This window comes from Shinella sp. Sh6 (assembly GCF_055392685.1).
On sequence record NZ_AP044005.1, the window covers coordinates 629,762 to 645,907 of the forward strand.

Below are 16,146 nucleotides of genomic sequence, written 5' to 3' on the forward strand. Positions count from 1 at the left end.
ATTGATGAAGTCTGCTGACCATGCGGCGCTGGACGTTTCCCAGACTGACCTCCATGCCATGGCCTATACCGACCCGCTGACGGGGCTGGGCAATCTCTATCGCCTGCGCGACAAGGTCCGCCAGATCGCGCGCGAGCGCGAGGAGGACCCTGCGCCCTTCGCCATCGGCATCGCCAATCTCGACGGCTTCAAGCCCATCAACGATCTTTTCGGCCCGCGCGCGGGCGACGAGATCCTCTGCCAGGTCGCCCATCGCCTGAAAGCCTGCATTCCGGACGGGGCGACCGTCACGCGCCATGGCGGCGACGAGTTCGCCTTCGTGCTGCCGCTCGTCTTCGAGCGCAAGGGCGCGGAGAAGATCGGCCAGATGCTGCGCGAGGTGCTGTCGGCCCCCTTCGACCTCGGCGACCGCAACGTGCGGCTTTCCGCCTCCTTCGGCTTTGCCATCTTCCCCTTCGCCGGCGAGGACTTCGCCGAGCTCCTGAAGAGCGCCGATACCGCGCTCTACCGCTCGAAGCGCCGCGGGCGCGGGCAGATCACCGTCTATTCGCAGGAGATCGCCCAGGAGATGAAGCGGGCGACGCAGCTCGAGCAGGCGCTGCGCAACGCCATCATCGCCAACGAGGTGGACGTGCATTTCCAGCCGATCGTCAGCCTGCGCGACGATGCGGTCGTCGGCTTCGAGGCGCTCGCCCGCTGGTGCGATGCCGATCTCGGCTATGTCTCGCCGGCCGCCTTCGTGCCGCTCGCGGAAGAACGCGGCTTCATCGATGCGCTCTCCGACACGCTGCTGCGCAAGGCGGCGGAGGCCGCGCTTTCCTGGCCGCGCGAGCTCTTCCTGTCCTTCAATCTCTCCTCCGCCCAGTTGATGGATCCGAAGACGGCCTTCAACACGCTGGCGATCCTCAACCGCGTAGGGCTCGATCCGCGCCGGCTGGAGCTGGAGATCACCGAGACCGCCGTCATGACGGATGCCGACACGGCGCAGAAGATCGTCGGCGAACTGCGCGCGGCGGGCGTGCGCATCTCGCTCGACGATTTCGGCACCGGCCAGTCGAGCCTCGGGCGCCTGCGCGACTTCACCTTCGACAAGGTCAAGATCGACCGCGCCTTCGTTTCGCGCATCTCCAACGACAAGGCGTCGGAACACATCATCAAGGCCATCGTCGCCATGTGCGAGGGGCTGGACCTTTCCGTCGTCGCCGAGGGCATCGAGGATTTCTCCGAGGCGCTGAAATTGAAGGCGCTCGGCTGCGGCATGGGGCAGGGCTATTTCTACGGCAAGCCGGCCGACGCTGTCGCCACCATGCGCTACCTCTCCGACCGCTATGTCAGCGTCGAGAGCCGTGCCGTCTCCTGAGGCAAACCTGTCCCCGAACGGGCCAGTTCGCTAAAATTGCATCCTTTTCCTTAGCGGCAAGGCAATCGGTGCCGGTTATGCTTCCCCCCACGACAACAATGGGGAAGAGGGATGGCGACGATCAAGGACATGCCCACCCGGACGAACGATCGCTCCAGGGTCCGCATTTTCGCAACGGTCAAGGTGATGCATCAGTCGACGCGGGCGCGCGTCGTCGATCTTTCGCCGACCGGAATGGCCTTCGATGTGGAAAAGCCGATCCAGGCGCTGGCCGGCCAGATGGTGACGGTGGAGAGCGAGGAACTCGGCCGCCTCACCGGAACGGTGCGCTGGTATTCCAACGGCCGCCTCGGCATCCAGTACAAGCTGTCGACCAATGCGCTGGCGCAGATCACCTCCTATTTCCGCTTCTTCCACGAGGAAGTGCGGCCGGTGCTGCGGCGCTGAAGCAGACCCCTCCCTAATCCCTCCCCACAAGGGGGAGGGACTTAACCCGCGGCACTGTCGGCGTTCACGACTTGAGGGAAAAGCGTGCAGCCAGCCTTTCTCCCCCCTTGTGGGGGAGATGCCGGCAGGCAGAGAGGGCCTTCTGCTCTAGGCCGGCCGTTCCCGGCTCAGCCGTCCTTCCTCCACCAGCCAGTCGCGCACGCGGCGGGCGGGGCCGTTGAGCTCGCGCGAGCGGGGCCAGACGACGTAGAAGCCGGCGTCCTGCATGGTGAGGGCATGGCCGCCGACGGGGACGAGCGCGCCGGAGCGCACCTGGCCCTCGATGAGGTGCTGCCAGCCGAGCGCCACGCCTTCGCCCGAAAGCACCGCCTGGATGACCAGCACATAATCGTTGATGGCGAGCCGGCGCGCCTGCGGCGGGTAGCGCACGCCGGCGCTGGCGAACCAGTGAGGCCAGTCGCAGGCCGACCGCACCGGCTCTTCCAGATGGATGAGCGGCAGCTTCAGCAGCACTTCCGGCGTCTGCGGGTTCCCGTGGCTTTCCACGAAGGCGGGGCTCGCCACGGCGGTGATGACCTCCGGCGCCAGCAGCGCGGCATGGTAGCGCGGCCATTTGCCGGGATCCCCGCCGCGGATGGCGAGCGGGATCGGCTCCTCGTCGAGATCGAGGTCGCGCACGCTGGTCTGGATGCGAAGGTCGATGTCCGGCAGGTCGGCGCGCAGCTTGGCGAGCCGCGGCAGCATCCACATCGAGGCGAAGGCGGTGGAGGCGGCGAGCGTCACGTTCGCCTCGCGCCCCTTGGCGCGGATGTCCTCGGCCGATTTCTGGATGCGCGAGAGGCCGAGCGTCACGTCCGCATGGAAGCGCTCGCCGGCATCCGTCAGTTCCACGGCGCGGTGGACGCGGTGGAAGAGCGCGACGCCGAGCTGTTCCTCCAGGTTGCGCACCGCATAGGAAACGGCCGCCTGCGTCATGCCGAGCTCGTGAGCGGCGCGGGTGAAATTCTGGTGCCGCCCGGCCGCCTCGAAGATGATGAGGCTGGAGGCGGAGGGCAGGAGGCGGCGCAGGGTTTCCATAAATTGAGCTTATAGTATCGAAAACTTTTTTCCAGCGTCACAACGCGCGCATTCGCGCCTAGCCTCATCGTGAATTATGGAGGACTTCATGGGTGAGGCAGCAGTGAGCGAAGCGCCGGCAAGGCGGAGCAGGGGCACGCGGCGGGACAATGCGGCAAAGCCTCTCGGCGTGCCCTATATCGTGCGGGGCATCCCGACCTATGACGTGCTGTCGGAGGAGAACCTCAAGAAGGTCGAGCGCACGGCGGACCGCATCCTCGCCGAGGTCGGCATCGAGTTCCGCGACGATCCCGCCGTGCTCGACCATTGGAAGCGGGCCGGTGCGAAGGTCGAGGGCGTCCTGGTGCGCTTCGAGCCCGGCATGCTGCGCGAGATCGTCTCCTCCGCGCCCGCCGAGTTCACCCAATACGCCCGCAACCCGGCGAACAATGTGCAGATCGGCGGGAAGAACGTCGTCTTCTCGCCCGCCTACGGCTCGCCCTTCGTCATGGACCTCGACAAGGGCCGGCGCTACGGCACGCTGGAAGATTTCCGCAACTTCATCAAGCTCGCCCAGTCCAGCCCCTGGCTGCACCATTCCGGCGGCACGATCTGCGAGCCGGTCGACATCCCGGTGAACAAGCGCCACCTCGACATGGTCTACAGCCATATCAGGTATTCCGACCGGCCCTTCATGGGCTCGATCACGGCGGAGGAACGCGCCGAGGATTCCATCGACATGGCGCGCATTCTGTTCGGCGCCGATTTCGTCGATCGGAACTGCGTCATCCTCGGCAATGTCAACGTCAACTCGCCGCTCGTCTGGGACGGCACGATGACGAAGTCGCTGCGCGCCTATGCCCGCGCCAACCAGGCCGCCGTCATCGTGCCCTTCATCCTCGGTGGCGCGATGGGGCCGGTGACGAATGCCGGCGCCATCGCCCAGTCCTTCGCCGAAACGCTCGCCGGCTGCGCGCTGACGCAGCTCGAACGGAAGGGCGCGCCGGTCATCTTCGGCAACTTCCTCTCCTCCATGTCGCTGCGCTCGGGCTCGCCCACCTTCGGCACGCCGGAGCCGGCCATCGGCTCCATGGTCGTCGGCCAGCTCGCCCGCCGCCTGAACCTGCCGCTGCGCTGCGCCGGCAACTTCTCCAATTCCAAGCTACCGGACGGGCAGGCCATGCAGGAAGGGCTGATGTCCATGCTGTCGGCCGTCCATTGCGGGGCCAACTTCATCCTGCATTCGGCCGGCTTCCTCGACGGCCTTCTCTCCATGTCCTACGAGAAGTTCGTGATGGATGCGGATGTCTGCGGCGCGCTGCATTCCTATCTCGCCGGCGTCACGGTGGACGACAATGCGCTGGCGCTCGATGCGTTCCTGGAGGTCGGCCCCGGCCACCATTTCCTCGGCTGCGACCACACGATGCGCAACTACCAGACGGCCTTCTGGGATTCGACGCTCTCCGACAACGAACCCTTCGAGAAATGGAGCGAGGAAGGCGGCTCGACCGACATCGCCACCCGCGCCAACCGTCAGTGGAAGAAGACGCTCGCCGAATACAAGGCCCCACCGCTGGACGAGGGCATCGACGAGGCACTTTGCGACTACATGGAGCGCAAGAAGCGGTCGATGGCGGACGCCTGGTATTGACGGTGCGTGGGGGTATCTCGCCCGCTAACGCACGAAAAACCCGGCAGCGCAGGGGACGCTGCCGGGCGGAGGTCAGAAGGGTCGGCCGGGTTATTCGGCCGGCTGGGTCGTGGCCGGGGCCGTGCCCGTGGTCGTCGACGAGGTCGTCGCGTTGTCGACCGGGGCGCTGGCCTGGCGTTCGGCGACCTGCTGCGCCTTGGTCTTGAATTCCGGCGCTGCCTGCAGGCTTTCGGCGGTCTCGGTCGTCGTCAGCTTGACGTCGTCGGAGTCCGGGACCTGCGTGATCGAGATCGTGTCGAACGGCACGGCCACCCACTTTTCGCCGATGCCCAGGAAGCCGCCGACACCGATGACGGCTGCGGTGATGCCGCCATCCTTCTCCATGATCAGGTCGGAGATCTTGCCGATGCTTTCGTCGGCGCTGTTATAGACCGCCTGGCCAATATAGGTGTTGGCGCTGATCTGGTCGTCGGTCTGGGCCGTCAGATAGCTTTCACCGGCGGCCGGAGCCTGCGCGGTATCCTCGCTCGGCGTTGCGGGGGTCTGCGCCGTGTCCGTATTGTCGGTGCCGGTTGCCGGCGTCTGGGCCGTATCCGTGTTGTCCGTGCCGGTGGCCGGGGTCTGCGCGGTGTCTTCGCTCGGCGCTGCCGCGTCGGGGTTTGCGGCGGTATCGCCCGGCGTGGTGCCGGTGGCGGCGTCACCGTTCATCGGCTGCTGGTCCATGGTCTGGGTCTGGGCCGGCTGAGTATTGTCCTGCGCATAAGCTGCCGGAGCAATGGCCGCGCCCAGGAAGAGTGCACCAGCGGCAACGGAAGTGAGAAATTTATTGGTCATCGTGAACCTGCCTTTCGTCTCGTTGGCATCAAGGCGCGGCGCGGTTTCGAATACCTGTTCCGCGCCGGCTGATGGACAAGGAACGATGTCCCCCCGGTTTGGTTCCGATGAAAATTGCCCTCTTTTTGATGACAGCCATGCAGGAGAGGCGGTTCAGAGCGCGAATTTCGGCTCGAACCGCCCCTTGACCGCAATGCCGAGCTCGAAGGTCTTGCCGGCATTCGGGTCGGCGCGGCGGGCCGCCGCGTCCATGTCCTGCCAGGCGGAGGTGACGAGCAGCCGGTCGGCCTTCGGCCCGACGAAGGCCGGGCAGCTCGATTGCGTGGCCGGCACGGCGTAGCGGGCGATCTTCGTGCCGTCCGGCCGGTAGACCTCGACGGCGCCGATGCCCCAGCGGGCGTTCCAGATGAGCCCGTCGGCATCGCAGACCGCCCCGTCCACGTCGCCCGGCGTGCCGCTCTCGTCGCTGAGCACCTGCGGGTCCCCGGTCGGAAGGCCGGTCGCAGGATCGAGCGCCACGCGCATCAGCAGGTTGAGGGCCGAATCGGTGAAGTAGCCCGTGCCGCCGTCCGGCGAGAAGCAGATGGCGTTCGGGATGGTGATGCCGGAATAGAGCTCCGTCACCTGCTCGCCGGCGACATGGTAGATCGCGCCGGCATTCTTTTCCGCCCCGCGGCCCATCGTGCTCGCCCAGAGCGCGCCGGACGGGTGCACGCGCCCGTCGTTGGAGCGGTTCTGCGGCTTGTCCTCGAGCTTGGCGAAGGGCGTCAGCCGGCCGTCCGCGACATGCCGGACGAAGAGCCCCTGGTCGGAGACGATCAACTGGCGCTCCGCGTCGATGACGGCGAGCACGCTGCCGAGGAAGGGCAGGTCGTGCACGGCCTTGGTCATGGTTGCAAGGTGCAATTCGTGCAGCTTCTGCCCGCGGATGTCGAACCAGAAGGCCTTGTCGCTTGCGGGGTCGTAGCTCGGGCCTTCGCCGAGCTGGCAGTCGGTCTCGCAGAGGATGCGGCCGGTAAAGGCGTGGGTCTCGATCATCGGGAAACTCCATAGACGGCATCGTAGGCTTCGATCGTGGCCTTGGCGCGGGCGCGCACGTCCGCCCCGCTCATGCCCGGCTTGTAGAGGCTGGAGCCGAGGCCGAAGCTGCGAAGGCCGATGGCGGCATAGTCGGCGAAGTTCCTGTCGGAAACGCCGCCGACGGCGGCGATCTCCAGCTCGGCCGGCAGCACGGCGCGGATCGCCTGGATGCCGGACGGGCCGAGCACGCTCGCCGGGAAGAATTTGAGGCCCGTCGCGCCGGCCTTCGCGGCGGCGAGCGCCTCGGTGGGCGTGAAGACGCCGGGCATCGTCACCATGCCCTTGGCCGCGGCCGTGGAAATCACGTCCGGCTCGACATTCGGGCTCACCATCAGCCGGCCGCCGACATCGGCAAGGCGGTTGACATGGTCCACCGTCAGCACGGTGCCCGCGCCGATCAGGCAGTTCTCCGGCGCCATCTTCACCGCGATCTCGATGGACCTGAACGGTTCGGGCGAATTCAGCGGGATCTCGATGGCGGTGAAGCCGGCCTCGATCAGCGCGCCGACGACCTCTTCGGTCTCGCCCGGCTTGAGGCCGCGCAGGATGGCGATCAGCGGATAGGTCATGGGGGGGAAGGGAATGCGGCTCATGTTCGTTTCCTTAGAGGGACCAGAGCGCCCTGGCGCCCGCGGCAAGGCCGTTGCGAACGGCGGTATCGGCATCGATGACGGTGGCGGAAAGGCCGGCGGCGGCAAGCGCCTCCTTATAAAGTGCGCCGAGCCCGCCGGAAACGACGAGCGCCACCGGCGTGCCTTCGGCGACGAGCGAGAGGGCGCCGGCGATCTCCAGCCCGATCAGCGTGCCGGAAAGGCGGGCCTTGGCGTCTTCCGGCGAGAGCCCGGCGATCAGCGCCCCGGCGCGCACGGAAAAGAGCTGGCTGGTGGCGAGCGCCGGATTTTCGACCATGCGCGCGACCGCCGCGCGGAAGGCGGCGTTGTCGCCGGAGATCGCCCCGGCATCGGCGATGGAATGGCTGAGGATCGTGTGCCTGGCGATCGCCTCGAAGAGCTCGCCCGTCATGAAGGTGGAAAAGCCCGCGACCCGGCCGCCGGAAAGGCGCACCCATTTGCTGTGCGTGCCGGGCATGCAGACGAGGTGGTCGTCGCCGCCGAGCGCGGATGCGGCGCCGAGAAGCTGCGTTTCCTCGCCGCGCATGACGTCCGGCGCGGCGGCGTCCCGCTGGGCAAGGCCGGGCAGGATGCGGATATCCGCCTTGCTGCCGGGAATGCGCGCGGCGGCGGCGGGAATGTCGGCAAGCGCTGCGGGCGTGTCGAGATAGCCGGCCTCGACCCAGCCCTGCTTGGCCCCGGCCATGCCGCAGATGAGGACGGGCAGGCCGGCGGGCGCGGCGACGGCGGCAAGATGGCTTTCCAGCACGGCGGCAAAGCCGGTGCGGGCGGCGGTCGTCATGCCTTCGCCGCTGCGGCGCTCGGCGACGACATTGCCGTCCCGGCCGATCAGCCAGAGGCGGAAGCTGGAGGTTCCCCAGTCGACAGCCACATAGGCGGCTTCGCGGGCGGTATCGGTCATCAGAGCATGCCTCCATCGACGATGAGCGTTTGTGCGGTGATGGCGGCGGAAGCCTCCGACGCCAGGAAAAGGCAGGGGCCGGCCATGTCCTCGGCGACGAGCGAGCGCTTGAGGCATTGCCGGGCGATGCCGCCGGCCATCGCCGCCTCGTCGATCCACAGGCGCTTCTGCCGCTCGGTCAGCACCATGCCGGGCAGGATGGCGTTGACGCGGATCTTGTCCGGCCCGAGCCTGCCGGCGAGCGACTTGGTGAGGCCGATGATGCCGGCCTTGGCTGCCGCATAGCCCGGAAGCTCGCCCATGTTGAGAAGGTAGGCGATGGAGGAGAAGTTGACGATCGCGCCGCCCCCGCCTTCGCGCATGTGCGGCACGACGGCCTGCGCGGCGAAGAAATGGTGGCGGAGATTGACCGCCTGGTTCTCGTCCCAATAGTCCGGCTGGACGGTTTCGAGATCGTGCCGGTCGTCGCGCGCCGCATTGTTGACGAGGACGCGAATGCCGCCGAGCAGGCCTGCCGCTTCCTCCACGGCCGCGCGCAGGGCGGCGATGTCGCGCAGATCGACCCTTCTATAATGGGGAAGGTGCTCGACCTTGCCTTCCAGCTCCGAGACCAGCGTGCGGCTTTCCGCCTCGGCGATGTCGAGGAAGGCGACGCGCGCGCCCTCGGCGGCAAAGGCGCGCACCAGCGCCGCGCCGATGCCCGAGCCGCCGCCGGTGACGAGCACGCCCTGTCCTGCAAGGTCCGGATACCGGCCGGCCATCGCAATCCTCCCAGAATGTTCCAATATGTGGAACTGAGTTTGATTATTCGGAATTATTCCGCTAGGATGCGAGCTCTGTCAAGCAAAAGGGGCCTGCGGTGACGATACGGCAGCGGGAAGACGAGGACGGCGGCACCGGCACGCTCGGCAAGGCGATGGCCGTGCTGGAGGCGGTGGCGCTCGCCGAGGGGCCGATGCGCTTCACCGACGTGCTTTGCCTCAGCGGCCAGCCGCGGGGCACGCTGCACCGCCAGCTCTCCCATCTCGTGCAGGAAGGGCTCCTGGAGCTCAATGCCGACCATGCCTATGTGCCGGGCCTTCGCCTCCTGAAACTCGCCTCGGCGAGCTGGGCCCGCAACGAATTCCGCATGGTCGCCGCGCCCTTCCTGGAGGCGCTGCACCGGGAGACGGGCGAGACCGTGCATCTCGGCGTCCTGCGCGGGCGCGAGATCATCTATCTCGACAAGGTGGAGAGCCGGCAGGCCGTGCGCATGAACTCGCAGATCGGCAATGCCTCGCCCGTCTATTGCACCGGCGTCGGCAAGGCCGCGCTCTCCGCGCTGGCCGGTCCCGCGCTCGACGCGATCCTGGCGGGCATCGAATACCGCCGCTTCACGCCGGCGACGATCACCGACCGGGCCGGGCTCCTCGCCGAGCTCGAGGCGATCCGCCGGTCGGGCGTCGCTTTCGACCGGGAGGAGCACGAGCCCGGCATCCGCTGCGTGGCCGCGCCCGTCTTCGATGCGGAACGCGCGCTCGCCGCAGGCGTTTCCGTCACGGGGCCCGCCTACCGGGTCGGCGAGGAGAGGCTGGACGGATGGGCGCCGCTGGTGCGCGATACCGCCCGCGCCATCACCGCGGAACTCTCGGCAAGGCTCGGCCCGCAACGATAAGTCGAGCTTACTTATGCATTCATGATCGCGAGGTTGTCTTATGAGGGCAATTTACGGTAAATTAGAAAATCGCGCTGGACGTGGGAAAGGGGCGTCATTAGCTTCCCTTTCGACCGGCCTGGAGCTGCGTCGCCGCCCGCGACTTGAGGCGCGGTACTTCGAACATACTTGCATTGGGATACGGGGGTTCCTGAGGCAAGCAGTGCATTGCGCCGGCAGGGGCTGCCGCGTCTTGCGTGCGTGCTGAAGGAAGATGGATATGGCGGATCGATTCTATACGGCGTCTGCACAGTCCCGCGGCTGGGGCGCGAGCCCGGTCGTCCCGGGTACAGAGGACGACATTGCCGAAACGCTGGGCGGTCTTGCCGCCCGCTTCGGGTTCCGCGGCTATCTGCTGATCACCGTCCCCTCCGAGACCTCGACCGATTTTTCCTCCAACGTCCTGCTCACCTCCTGGCCGGACGATATGCTCAAGACCTACGACCATGCCGGCCTCATCTTCGGCAGTCCGGTCATCGAGCGGCTGCGCCAGAGCACCAATCCCTTCGTCTACGATGCCGAGCGCACGAACCGCCGCCGCGCCGACGGCAAGGCGACGATCGCCGCCGATCTCTTCGAGCGGCACGGCCTGTCGCGCGGGGCCTATTTCCCGGCGCACAACTCGGCCGGCCAGCGCGGCGCGCTCGCCTTCGGCGGCATGCGCGAGGCGCTGAATCCGCGCGAGATGGCCGAGCTCAATGCCGTTGCCAACCGCGCCTTCACCGAGATCCTGGAGCACCGCGCCGGGCGCCGGCAGCACGTCTCGCTGTCGCGCCGCGAGATCGAGTGCCTGTCCTGGGCCTCGGCCGGCAAGACCAGCGTGGAGATGTCGGAAATCCTCGGCCTTTCGGAATATACGGTCAATCATTACCTCAACCGCGCCACGCGCAAGCTCGACGCGGTCAACCGGGTTCAGGCGGTCGCCAAGGCGATCCGCGCCGGACTTTTGAACTAATGCATATTCACCGCGTTGTTTTTCAGGAATTCATATGGCTCTGCTCCGATTGCACGAGGCGAAGACGACGGAAGGCGGGATATGATGACGCCTGACGAGACCAGCAGCGGCGAAAACCAGCTTCAGGACGAAGGCGCGGAGATCGCCGCCCTCGAAACGCAGTTCGATATCGTGCGCTACATGCGGCGCAAGTGCGAGGAATACGGCCTCAAATACTTCATCGTCTTCACGCTGCCCGGCTTCGAGGCGGAAAAGCTGTCGGCCTATTCCGTCGTCAGCAACTGGCCGCAGGAGATCCTTGCCAAGTACGACGCGCTGCGCATGGTGCGCCACAGCGCCGGCATCCGCAAATTGCGCCTGACCACGGTGCCCTTCTCCTACGACATGCGCGAATGGATCGGCGAATCCTCCGAGCAGGCGGATTTCAGCGAAGTGCTCGACCTGATGAACAGCCACGGCATGCTCATCGGCCATTTCTTCCCGGTGCACGACGCCCTCGGCAACCGCGGCGCGGTCGTCTGGGGCGGGGAAAGCCCGACGCTCGGCCGCGACGACCGGCTGATGCTGCAGATGATCTCCGTCCATCTCTTCAACCGGCTGGCCGAGATCGGCGCGGCGTGGAAGTCGGGCCAGGTGGTGCTGACCGACCGCGAGATCCAGTGCCTGAGCTGGACGGCCGCGGGCAAGACCAGCCTGGAGATCGCCGAAATCCTCGGCCTCTCCGAGCATACGGTCAACCACTACCTCAACCAGGTCACCCGCAAGCTGGAGGCGGTCAACCGCACCCAGGCCGTCGTCAAGGCCATCCGCCGCGGGCTCATCGCCTAATCGAAGTTCCATGCTCTGCCGCAAAGCCGCTGCCTCTCGTCGCAGGTAAATTCGTTTGGCGGCGGCTTCGCCGTGCACTATCTACGGGAAGAAGCGGCCGGCATGGCCGCAGCAGGGTTTCGAGGGTTTCATGACGGACGTAAGCAAGGAACAGGTGCTGGAACGGCTGCGCACGGTGCGCGGGCCGGACATGGACGGCAACATCGTCGATCTGGGGCTGGTCTCCGACGTCTTCATCTCCGACGGCAAGGCCTATTTCTCCATCACCGTGCCGGCCGAGCGCGCCCGTGAGCTCGATCCGATGCGCGCCGCCGCCGAGCGCGTCGTCAAGGAAATCCCCGGCATCACGGCGGCCATGGTGGCGCTGACGGCGGACAAGCGCTCCGCCTCCGGCCCCGCCGCCGCCCGCGCGCCCGCGCCCCCGCCGCCCGGCCGTAGCGCCCCGCAGGGCCATGCTGGCCATGCCCACGGCGCACCGGGCGGAGCGCCGCAGCGCGCCAAGACCGGCATTCCGGGCGTCGGCGCCATCATCGCGGTCGCCTCCGGCAAGGGCGGCGTCGGCAAGTCCACCACGGCGGTGAACCTCGCGCTGGCGCTCAAGGCGAACGGCCTTCGCGTCGGCGTGCTCGATGCGGATATCTACGGCCCCTCCATGCCGCGGCTCCTCAAGATCTCCGGCCGGCCGCAGCAGCTCGAGGGCCGCACGATCAAGCCGATGGAGAACTACGGCATCAAGGTCATGTCCATGGGCTTCCTCGTCGACGAGGAGGTGGCGATGATCTGGCGCGGGCCGATGATCCAGTCGGCGCTCCTGCAGATGCTGCGCGAGGTCGCCTGGGGCGATCTTGACGTCCTCGTCGTCGACATGCCGCCGGGCACGGGCGACGCCCAGCTCACCATGGCCCAGCAGGTGCCGCTCGCCGGCGCCGTCATCGTCTCCACCCCGCAGGACCTTGCCCTCATCGATGCGCGCAAGGGCCTCAACATGTTCTCGAAGGTCGAGGTGCCGGTGCTCGGCATCGTCGAGAACATGAGCTATTTCATCGCCCCGGACACCGGCAACCGCTACGACATCTTCGGCCATGGCGGCGCGCGCAAGGAAGCCGAGCGCATCGGCGTGCCCTTCCTTGGCGAGGTGCCGCTGACCATGGATATCCGCGAGACCTCGGATGCCGGCACCCCCGTCGTCGTCTCCAACCCGGACGGTGCGGCCGCCAAGGTCTACCGCGAGATCGCCACCCGCGTCTGGCAGGAGCTGGAAACGCTGAAGGGCAAGGGCGAGCGCGGCGCGCCGGCGATCGTGTTCGAGTAGGCGTTCTTCCTCGGAGCACCCCCCTCTGCCCTGCCGGGCATCTCCCCCACAAGGGGGGAGATCGGCTTGGGGCGAGGCGGTGCCACGATTCAATCTCCCCACCTGTGGGGGAGATCGCCGGCAGGCCAGAGGGGGGTAAGCCACCCGGCACGCCGTCAACACCCCAAAAACAAGAGGCCCTTGATTTTTATAGTGCGTTGCGCAATATCGCGCGCCTGCCGCCCGGCGGTGTTTAACCAGGAGTAAGCGCGATGGTCCGTTGCGGAGCCATTCGCCGGTGATCACGGTTTTCCGTCCCAACGGCGAGGCGCGCAGCCTGCCGACGAACGACGATTCCGCCGCCGCCGAGGCGCTGGCCGGGGCCGTGTGGGTCGATCTCCTGGAGCCGACCGAGGAGGACGAGGCGCTGATCGAGCGCGTGCTTTCCCTCGACGTGCCGACCCGCGACGAGCTCAAGGACATCGAGCCGTCGAGCCGCCTCTATACCGACGAGAAGGCCGCCTACATGACGGCCTCGCTGATGGTGAAGGCCGAAAGCGACCTGCCGCACCTCACCGACATCGCCTTCATCCTCACCGACGGCAAGCTCCTGACCGTGCGCTATGCCGAGCCGCGCTCCTTCGCGCTCTTCAAGGCCGGCATGCACCGCATTCCCGGCGGCTGTTCCTCGCCGACCGTGATGATCACGCGGCTTCTGGAGACCATCGCCGACCGCACCGCCGAGATCCTCGAAATCGCCGTGGCGCGCGCCGACCGGCTCTCCCTCGAAGTGTTCGGCGAGAACCGCCACCTGTCCCGCCGGCCGCCGCGCTATCTGGAAGACCGCGTCGTGCAGGTCTCGGCCCTTCACCGCCTGCTTGCCAAGACGCGCGACAGCCTCATGTCGCTCTCGCGGCTCCTGACCTTCCTGCACGGCCTGCCGGCGCTCCAGTCCGACCGCGAGAGCCTGGAGCTCTGCCGCGCGGTGACGCGCGACGTGCAGTCGCTGTCCGAGCACGCGAACTTCGTCGCCGGCAACATCACCTTCCTGCTCGACGCCTCGCTCGGCCTCATCAACCTCGAGCAGAACGCCATCATCAAGATCTTCTCGATCGCCTCCGTCGTGCTGCTTCCGCCGACGCTGATCGCCTCCATCTACGGCATGAACTTCGAGTTCATGCCCGAGCTGCACGTCCCCTTCGCCTATCCGGTGACGCTCGGCGCGATGGTCCTGTCGGCGGTTCTTCCCTTCTATTTCTTCCGCTGGAAAGGCTGGCTCTAGGCCGGATCGCTCCCATGCAAGCACCGCAGGCCCATAGCCGGGCGCGTACGCTGTTCCTTCTCGCCCTCGGTTCCGTCGGCGTCGTCTATGGCGACATCGGCACGAGCCCGCTCTATGCCTTCCGCGAGGCGCTGCGGCCGGTCGCCGGCGACGGCCTCCAGCGCACCGAGGTGGTCGGCCTCATCTCGCTGATGATCTGGACGCTCACGATCATCGTCACGCTGAAATACGTGCTCTTCCTCCTGCGCGCCGACAACCACGGGGAGGGCGGCACGCTCTCGCTTCTGGCGCTGCTGACGAAGACGGCCGGCAAGCGCACCACCGTCCTCTTCTTCCTCGCCGCGGCAGGCGCGGCGCTCTTCATCGGCGATGCCATGATCACGCCGGCCCTGTCGGTGCTCTCGGCCGTCGAGGGCCTGAAACTGGTGACGCCGACGCTCGCCGACTATGTCGTGCCCATCTCCGTCGTCATCATGGTCATGCTCTTTGCCGTCCAGTCGCTCGGCACGGCCGCGGTCTCGAAGTTCTTCGGGCCGGTCACCGCCGTCTGGTTCCTCGTCATGGGCCTCGGCGGCATCGAGCATATCAGCGACGACCTCGGCATCTTCTCCGCGTTCAATCCCTGGTATGCCGTGCTCTTCATGGCGAGCGAGGGCTATGTCGGCCTCGTCGTCCTCGGCGCGGTGTTCCTGACGGTGACGGGCGCCGAGGCGCTTTACGCGGACCTCGGCCATTTCGGCCGCCGGCCGATCCAGTGGGCCTGGTTCTGTCTCGTCTTCCCGGCGCTGACGCTGAACTATCTCGGGCAGGGCGCCTTCGTGCTCGCCCATCCGGAGGCGGTCGACAACCCGTTCTTCCTGATGTTCCCCAAATGGGCGCTGCTGCCCGTCGTCGTCCTGGCGACGGCCGCCACCATCATCGCCAGCCAGGCGGTGATCACCGGCGCCTTCTCGCTGACCCGCCAGGCGATCCATCTCGGCTTCCTGCCGCGCATGGAGATCTTCCACACCTCCGAGACCCAGACCGGCCAGATCTACCTGCCCGGCGTCAACACGGTGCTGCTCTTCGGCGTGATGGTCCTCGTCTTCATCTTCGGCTCCTCCGAGGCGCTGGCGACCGCCTACGGCATCTCCGTCACCGGCGCGATGGTGGTGACGACCGTCCTCGCCTTCGAGTTCCTGCGCATCCGCTGGCGCTGGCGGCCGCTCGCGGCCGCCGCCGCGCTCGCCCCGCTCTTCCTCCTGGAGCTCACCTTCCTCGGCGCCAACCTCCTCAAGGTGCACGACGGCGGCTACGTGCCGGTGACGATCGCCGGCGGCGTCGTCATCCTGATGTGGACCTGGACGCGCGGCACGCGCATCCTGCGAGAGAAGACGCGCCGCACGGAGGTGCCGCTGCCGGCCTTCGTCAAGTCGGTGGAAAAGGAGAGCGCCCATGCGCCGGTCAAGGTCGCCGGCACGGCGATCTTCCTCACCAGCGACCCGGATTTCGCGCCGGCCGCGCTCCTGCACAACCTCAAGCACAACCACGTCCTGCACGAGCAGAACTTCATCCTGACGGTGAAGACCGCCAACACGCCGCGCGTCATCCCCGCCGAGCGCTTCGCGGTGGAAAAGATCTCCGAACGTTTCGCGCGCATAGAAATGCGCTTCGGCTTCATGGAGACGCAGAACGTCTCCCAGGCGCTCGGCCTCCTGCGCAAGGCCGGGCACAAGTTCGACATCATGTCGACCTCGTTCTATCTCGGCCGCCGCAAGCTGGTGCCCGATGCGCAATCCGGCATGCCCATGTGGCAGGACCGCCTGTTCATCGCGCTCGCCGACCTTGCGGCCGACCCGTCCGATTACTTCCGCCTGCCGACCAACCGCGTGGTCGAACTCGGCTCGCACGTCGTCATCTGACGCCGCCTCCCCATTTGCCGGCCGCCGGCATTAACCAACCATCAAGGTTAATGCTTCATTTTAGCCTGAGAACGAGCCGCTCAAGGCCCGTGCCTCGGCGCGGCAGGCTCCCATACGATCTTATCCGGGCAGGACGACACGCCGGCATGCGTCGGCGCGAAGGGCCTGCGCATGCGTGGAAGTGCGGAGTAAACAGTTGCGTAAGCGTAGCGTTCGTCATGCCCGGGCAGGCCGT

General features: G+C 67.0%; 15 protein-coding genes. 9 read left to right on the plus strand and 6 right to left on the minus strand.

Annotated elements, in window-relative coordinates; all coding sequences use genetic code 11:
* Positions 1 to 4 precede the first annotated feature (4 nt).
* Both ACZ5TO_RS02940 and ACZ5TO_RS02945 read left to right on the plus strand, forming a co-directional pair.
* Entirely contained in the window at positions 5 to 1,360 is a 1,356-nt protein-coding gene (locus tag ACZ5TO_RS02940) for a putative bifunctional diguanylate cyclase/phosphodiesterase (RefSeq protein WP_184146547.1), read from the plus strand.
* Between the two features lie 111 nt (positions 1,361 to 1,471).
* Positions 1,472 to 1,807 carry a PilZ domain-containing protein gene (locus ACZ5TO_RS02945; RefSeq protein WP_184146549.1) on the plus strand — a complete coding sequence of 112 codons (336 nt, stop codon included), beginning with the start codon at positions 1,472 to 1,474 and terminating at the stop codon, positions 1,805 to 1,807.
* Positions 1,808 to 1,954: 147 nt separating this feature from the next.
* Here the strand turns inward: ACZ5TO_RS02945 and ACZ5TO_RS02950 are convergent, their stop codons facing one another.
* Complete coding sequence (locus ACZ5TO_RS02950) at positions 1,955 to 2,884, minus strand: LysR substrate-binding domain-containing protein (RefSeq protein ID WP_464799483.1); 930 nt, start codon at positions 2,882 to 2,884, stop codon at positions 1,955 to 1,957.
* A gap of 88 nt (positions 2,885 to 2,972) precedes the next feature.
* Between ACZ5TO_RS02950 and ACZ5TO_RS02955 the strand changes: the two genes are divergently transcribed.
* Positions 2,973 to 4,514, plus strand: coding sequence for a trimethylamine methyltransferase family protein (locus ACZ5TO_RS02955; protein WP_464799484.1), 1,542 nt, complete (start codon positions 2,973 to 2,975; stop codon positions 4,512 to 4,514).
* Positions 4,515 to 4,604: 90 nt separating this feature from the next.
* Here ACZ5TO_RS02955 and ACZ5TO_RS02960 read toward each other — a convergent pair whose 3' ends face one another.
* The 5 genes from ACZ5TO_RS02960 to ACZ5TO_RS02980 form a co-directional block, all read right to left on the minus strand.
* Positions 4,605 to 5,348, minus strand: coding sequence for a PRC-barrel domain-containing protein (locus ACZ5TO_RS02960; protein WP_464799485.1), 744 nt, complete (start codon positions 5,346 to 5,348; stop codon positions 4,605 to 4,607).
* A 153-nt stretch (positions 5,349 to 5,501) separates the two neighbouring features.
* Entirely contained in the window at positions 5,502 to 6,386 is an 885-nt protein-coding gene (locus tag ACZ5TO_RS02965; protein ID WP_464799486.1) for an SMP-30/gluconolactonase/LRE family protein, read from the minus strand.
* The gene (locus ACZ5TO_RS02970; protein ID WP_464799487.1) at positions 6,383 to 7,021 is read right to left on the minus strand and encodes a 2-dehydro-3-deoxy-6-phosphogalactonate aldolase; all 639 of its coding nucleotides are present in this window, start codon (positions 7,019 to 7,021) and stop codon (positions 6,383 to 6,385) included. The genes ACZ5TO_RS02965 and ACZ5TO_RS02970 overlap by 4 nt, the downstream gene beginning before the upstream one ends.
* A 10-nt stretch (positions 7,022 to 7,031) precedes the next feature.
* Positions 7,032 to 7,961 (minus strand): 2-dehydro-3-deoxygalactonokinase, encoded by a 930-nt coding sequence (locus tag ACZ5TO_RS02975; RefSeq protein ID WP_464799488.1) that lies wholly within the window; start codon positions 7,959 to 7,961, stop codon positions 7,032 to 7,034.
* On the minus strand, positions 7,961 to 8,722 hold the full coding sequence (locus tag ACZ5TO_RS02980) for an SDR family NAD(P)-dependent oxidoreductase (protein WP_464799489.1): 762 nt from the start codon (positions 8,720 to 8,722) through the stop codon (positions 7,961 to 7,963). Before ACZ5TO_RS02980 ends, ACZ5TO_RS02975 begins: the two co-directional genes overlap by 1 nt.
* Positions 8,723 to 8,877: 155 nt before the next feature.
* Between ACZ5TO_RS02980 and ACZ5TO_RS02985 the strand changes: the two genes are divergently transcribed.
* The 6 genes from ACZ5TO_RS02985 (at position 8,878) to ACZ5TO_RS03010 (ending at position 15,911) form a co-directional block, all read left to right on the plus strand.
* On the plus strand, positions 8,878 to 9,615 hold the full coding sequence (locus ACZ5TO_RS02985) for an IclR family transcriptional regulator (RefSeq protein WP_464800321.1): 738 nt from the start codon (positions 8,878 to 8,880) through the stop codon (positions 9,613 to 9,615).
* Positions 9,616 to 9,874: 259 nt separating this feature from the next.
* Positions 9,875 to 10,609 (plus strand): helix-turn-helix transcriptional regulator, encoded by a 735-nt coding sequence (locus ACZ5TO_RS02990; protein WP_184146565.1) that lies wholly within the window; start codon positions 9,875 to 9,877, stop codon positions 10,607 to 10,609.
* An 81-nt stretch (positions 10,610 to 10,690) separates the two neighbouring features.
* Positions 10,691 to 11,437, plus strand: a complete 747-nt coding sequence (locus tag ACZ5TO_RS02995; protein WP_184146567.1) for a helix-turn-helix transcriptional regulator — start codon at positions 10,691 to 10,693, stop codon at positions 11,435 to 11,437.
* A gap of 130 nt (positions 11,438 to 11,567) precedes the next feature.
* The gene (apbC, locus tag ACZ5TO_RS03000) at positions 11,568 to 12,749 is read left to right on the plus strand and encodes an iron-sulfur cluster carrier protein ApbC (protein WP_464799490.1); all 1,182 of its coding nucleotides are present in this window, start codon (positions 11,568 to 11,570) and stop codon (positions 12,747 to 12,749) included.
* 277 nt (positions 12,750 to 13,026) lie between these two features.
* Entirely contained in the window at positions 13,027 to 14,010 is a 984-nt protein-coding gene (locus ACZ5TO_RS03005) for a CorA family divalent cation transporter (protein ID WP_184146571.1), read from the plus strand.
* 14 nt (positions 14,011 to 14,024) lie between these two features.
* The gene (locus tag ACZ5TO_RS03010; protein WP_464799491.1) at positions 14,025 to 15,911 is read left to right on the plus strand and encodes a potassium transporter Kup; all 1,887 of its coding nucleotides are present in this window, start codon (positions 14,025 to 14,027) and stop codon (positions 15,909 to 15,911) included.
* Positions 15,912 to 16,146: the final 235 nt, after the last annotated feature.

Coding starts and splice junctions, on each gene's coding strand:
- ACZ5TO_RS02940 (WP_184146547.1), top strand. CDS start 5: ATGAAGTCTGCTGACCATGCGGCGCTGGACGTTTCCCAGACTGACCTC.
- ACZ5TO_RS02980 (WP_464799489.1), bottom strand. CDS start 8,722: ATGGCCGGCCGGTATCCGGACCTTGCAGGACAGGGCGTGCTCGTCACC.
- ACZ5TO_RS02950 (WP_464799483.1), bottom strand. CDS start 2,884: ATGGAAACCCTGCGCCGCCTCCTGCCCTCCGCCTCCAGCCTCATCATC.
- ACZ5TO_RS02995 (WP_184146567.1), top strand. CDS start 10,691: ATGATGACGCCTGACGAGACCAGCAGCGGCGAAAACCAGCTTCAGGAC.
- ACZ5TO_RS02965 (WP_464799486.1), bottom strand. CDS start 6,386: ATGATCGAGACCCACGCCTTTACCGGCCGCATCCTCTGCGAGACCGAC.
- ACZ5TO_RS02975 (WP_464799488.1), bottom strand. CDS start 7,961: ATGACCGATACCGCCCGCGAAGCCGCCTATGTGGCTGTCGACTGGGGA.
- ACZ5TO_RS02960 (WP_464799485.1), bottom strand. CDS start 5,348: ATGACCAATAAATTTCTCACTTCCGTTGCCGCTGGTGCACTCTTCCTG.
- ACZ5TO_RS03010 (WP_464799491.1), top strand. CDS start 14,025: ATGCAAGCACCGCAGGCCCATAGCCGGGCGCGTACGCTGTTCCTTCTC.
- ACZ5TO_RS02990 (WP_184146565.1), top strand. CDS start 9,875: ATGGCGGATCGATTCTATACGGCGTCTGCACAGTCCCGCGGCTGGGGC.
- ACZ5TO_RS02945 (WP_184146549.1), top strand. CDS start 1,472: ATGGCGACGATCAAGGACATGCCCACCCGGACGAACGATCGCTCCAGG.
- ACZ5TO_RS02970 (WP_464799487.1), bottom strand. CDS start 7,021: ATGAGCCGCATTCCCTTCCCCCCCATGACCTATCCGCTGATCGCCATC.
- ACZ5TO_RS02955 (WP_464799484.1), top strand. CDS start 2,973: ATGGGTGAGGCAGCAGTGAGCGAAGCGCCGGCAAGGCGGAGCAGGGGC.
- apbC (WP_464799490.1), top strand. CDS start 11,568: ATGACGGACGTAAGCAAGGAACAGGTGCTGGAACGGCTGCGCACGGTG.
- ACZ5TO_RS02985 (WP_464800321.1), top strand. CDS start 8,878: ATGGCCGTGCTGGAGGCGGTGGCGCTCGCCGAGGGGCCGATGCGCTTC.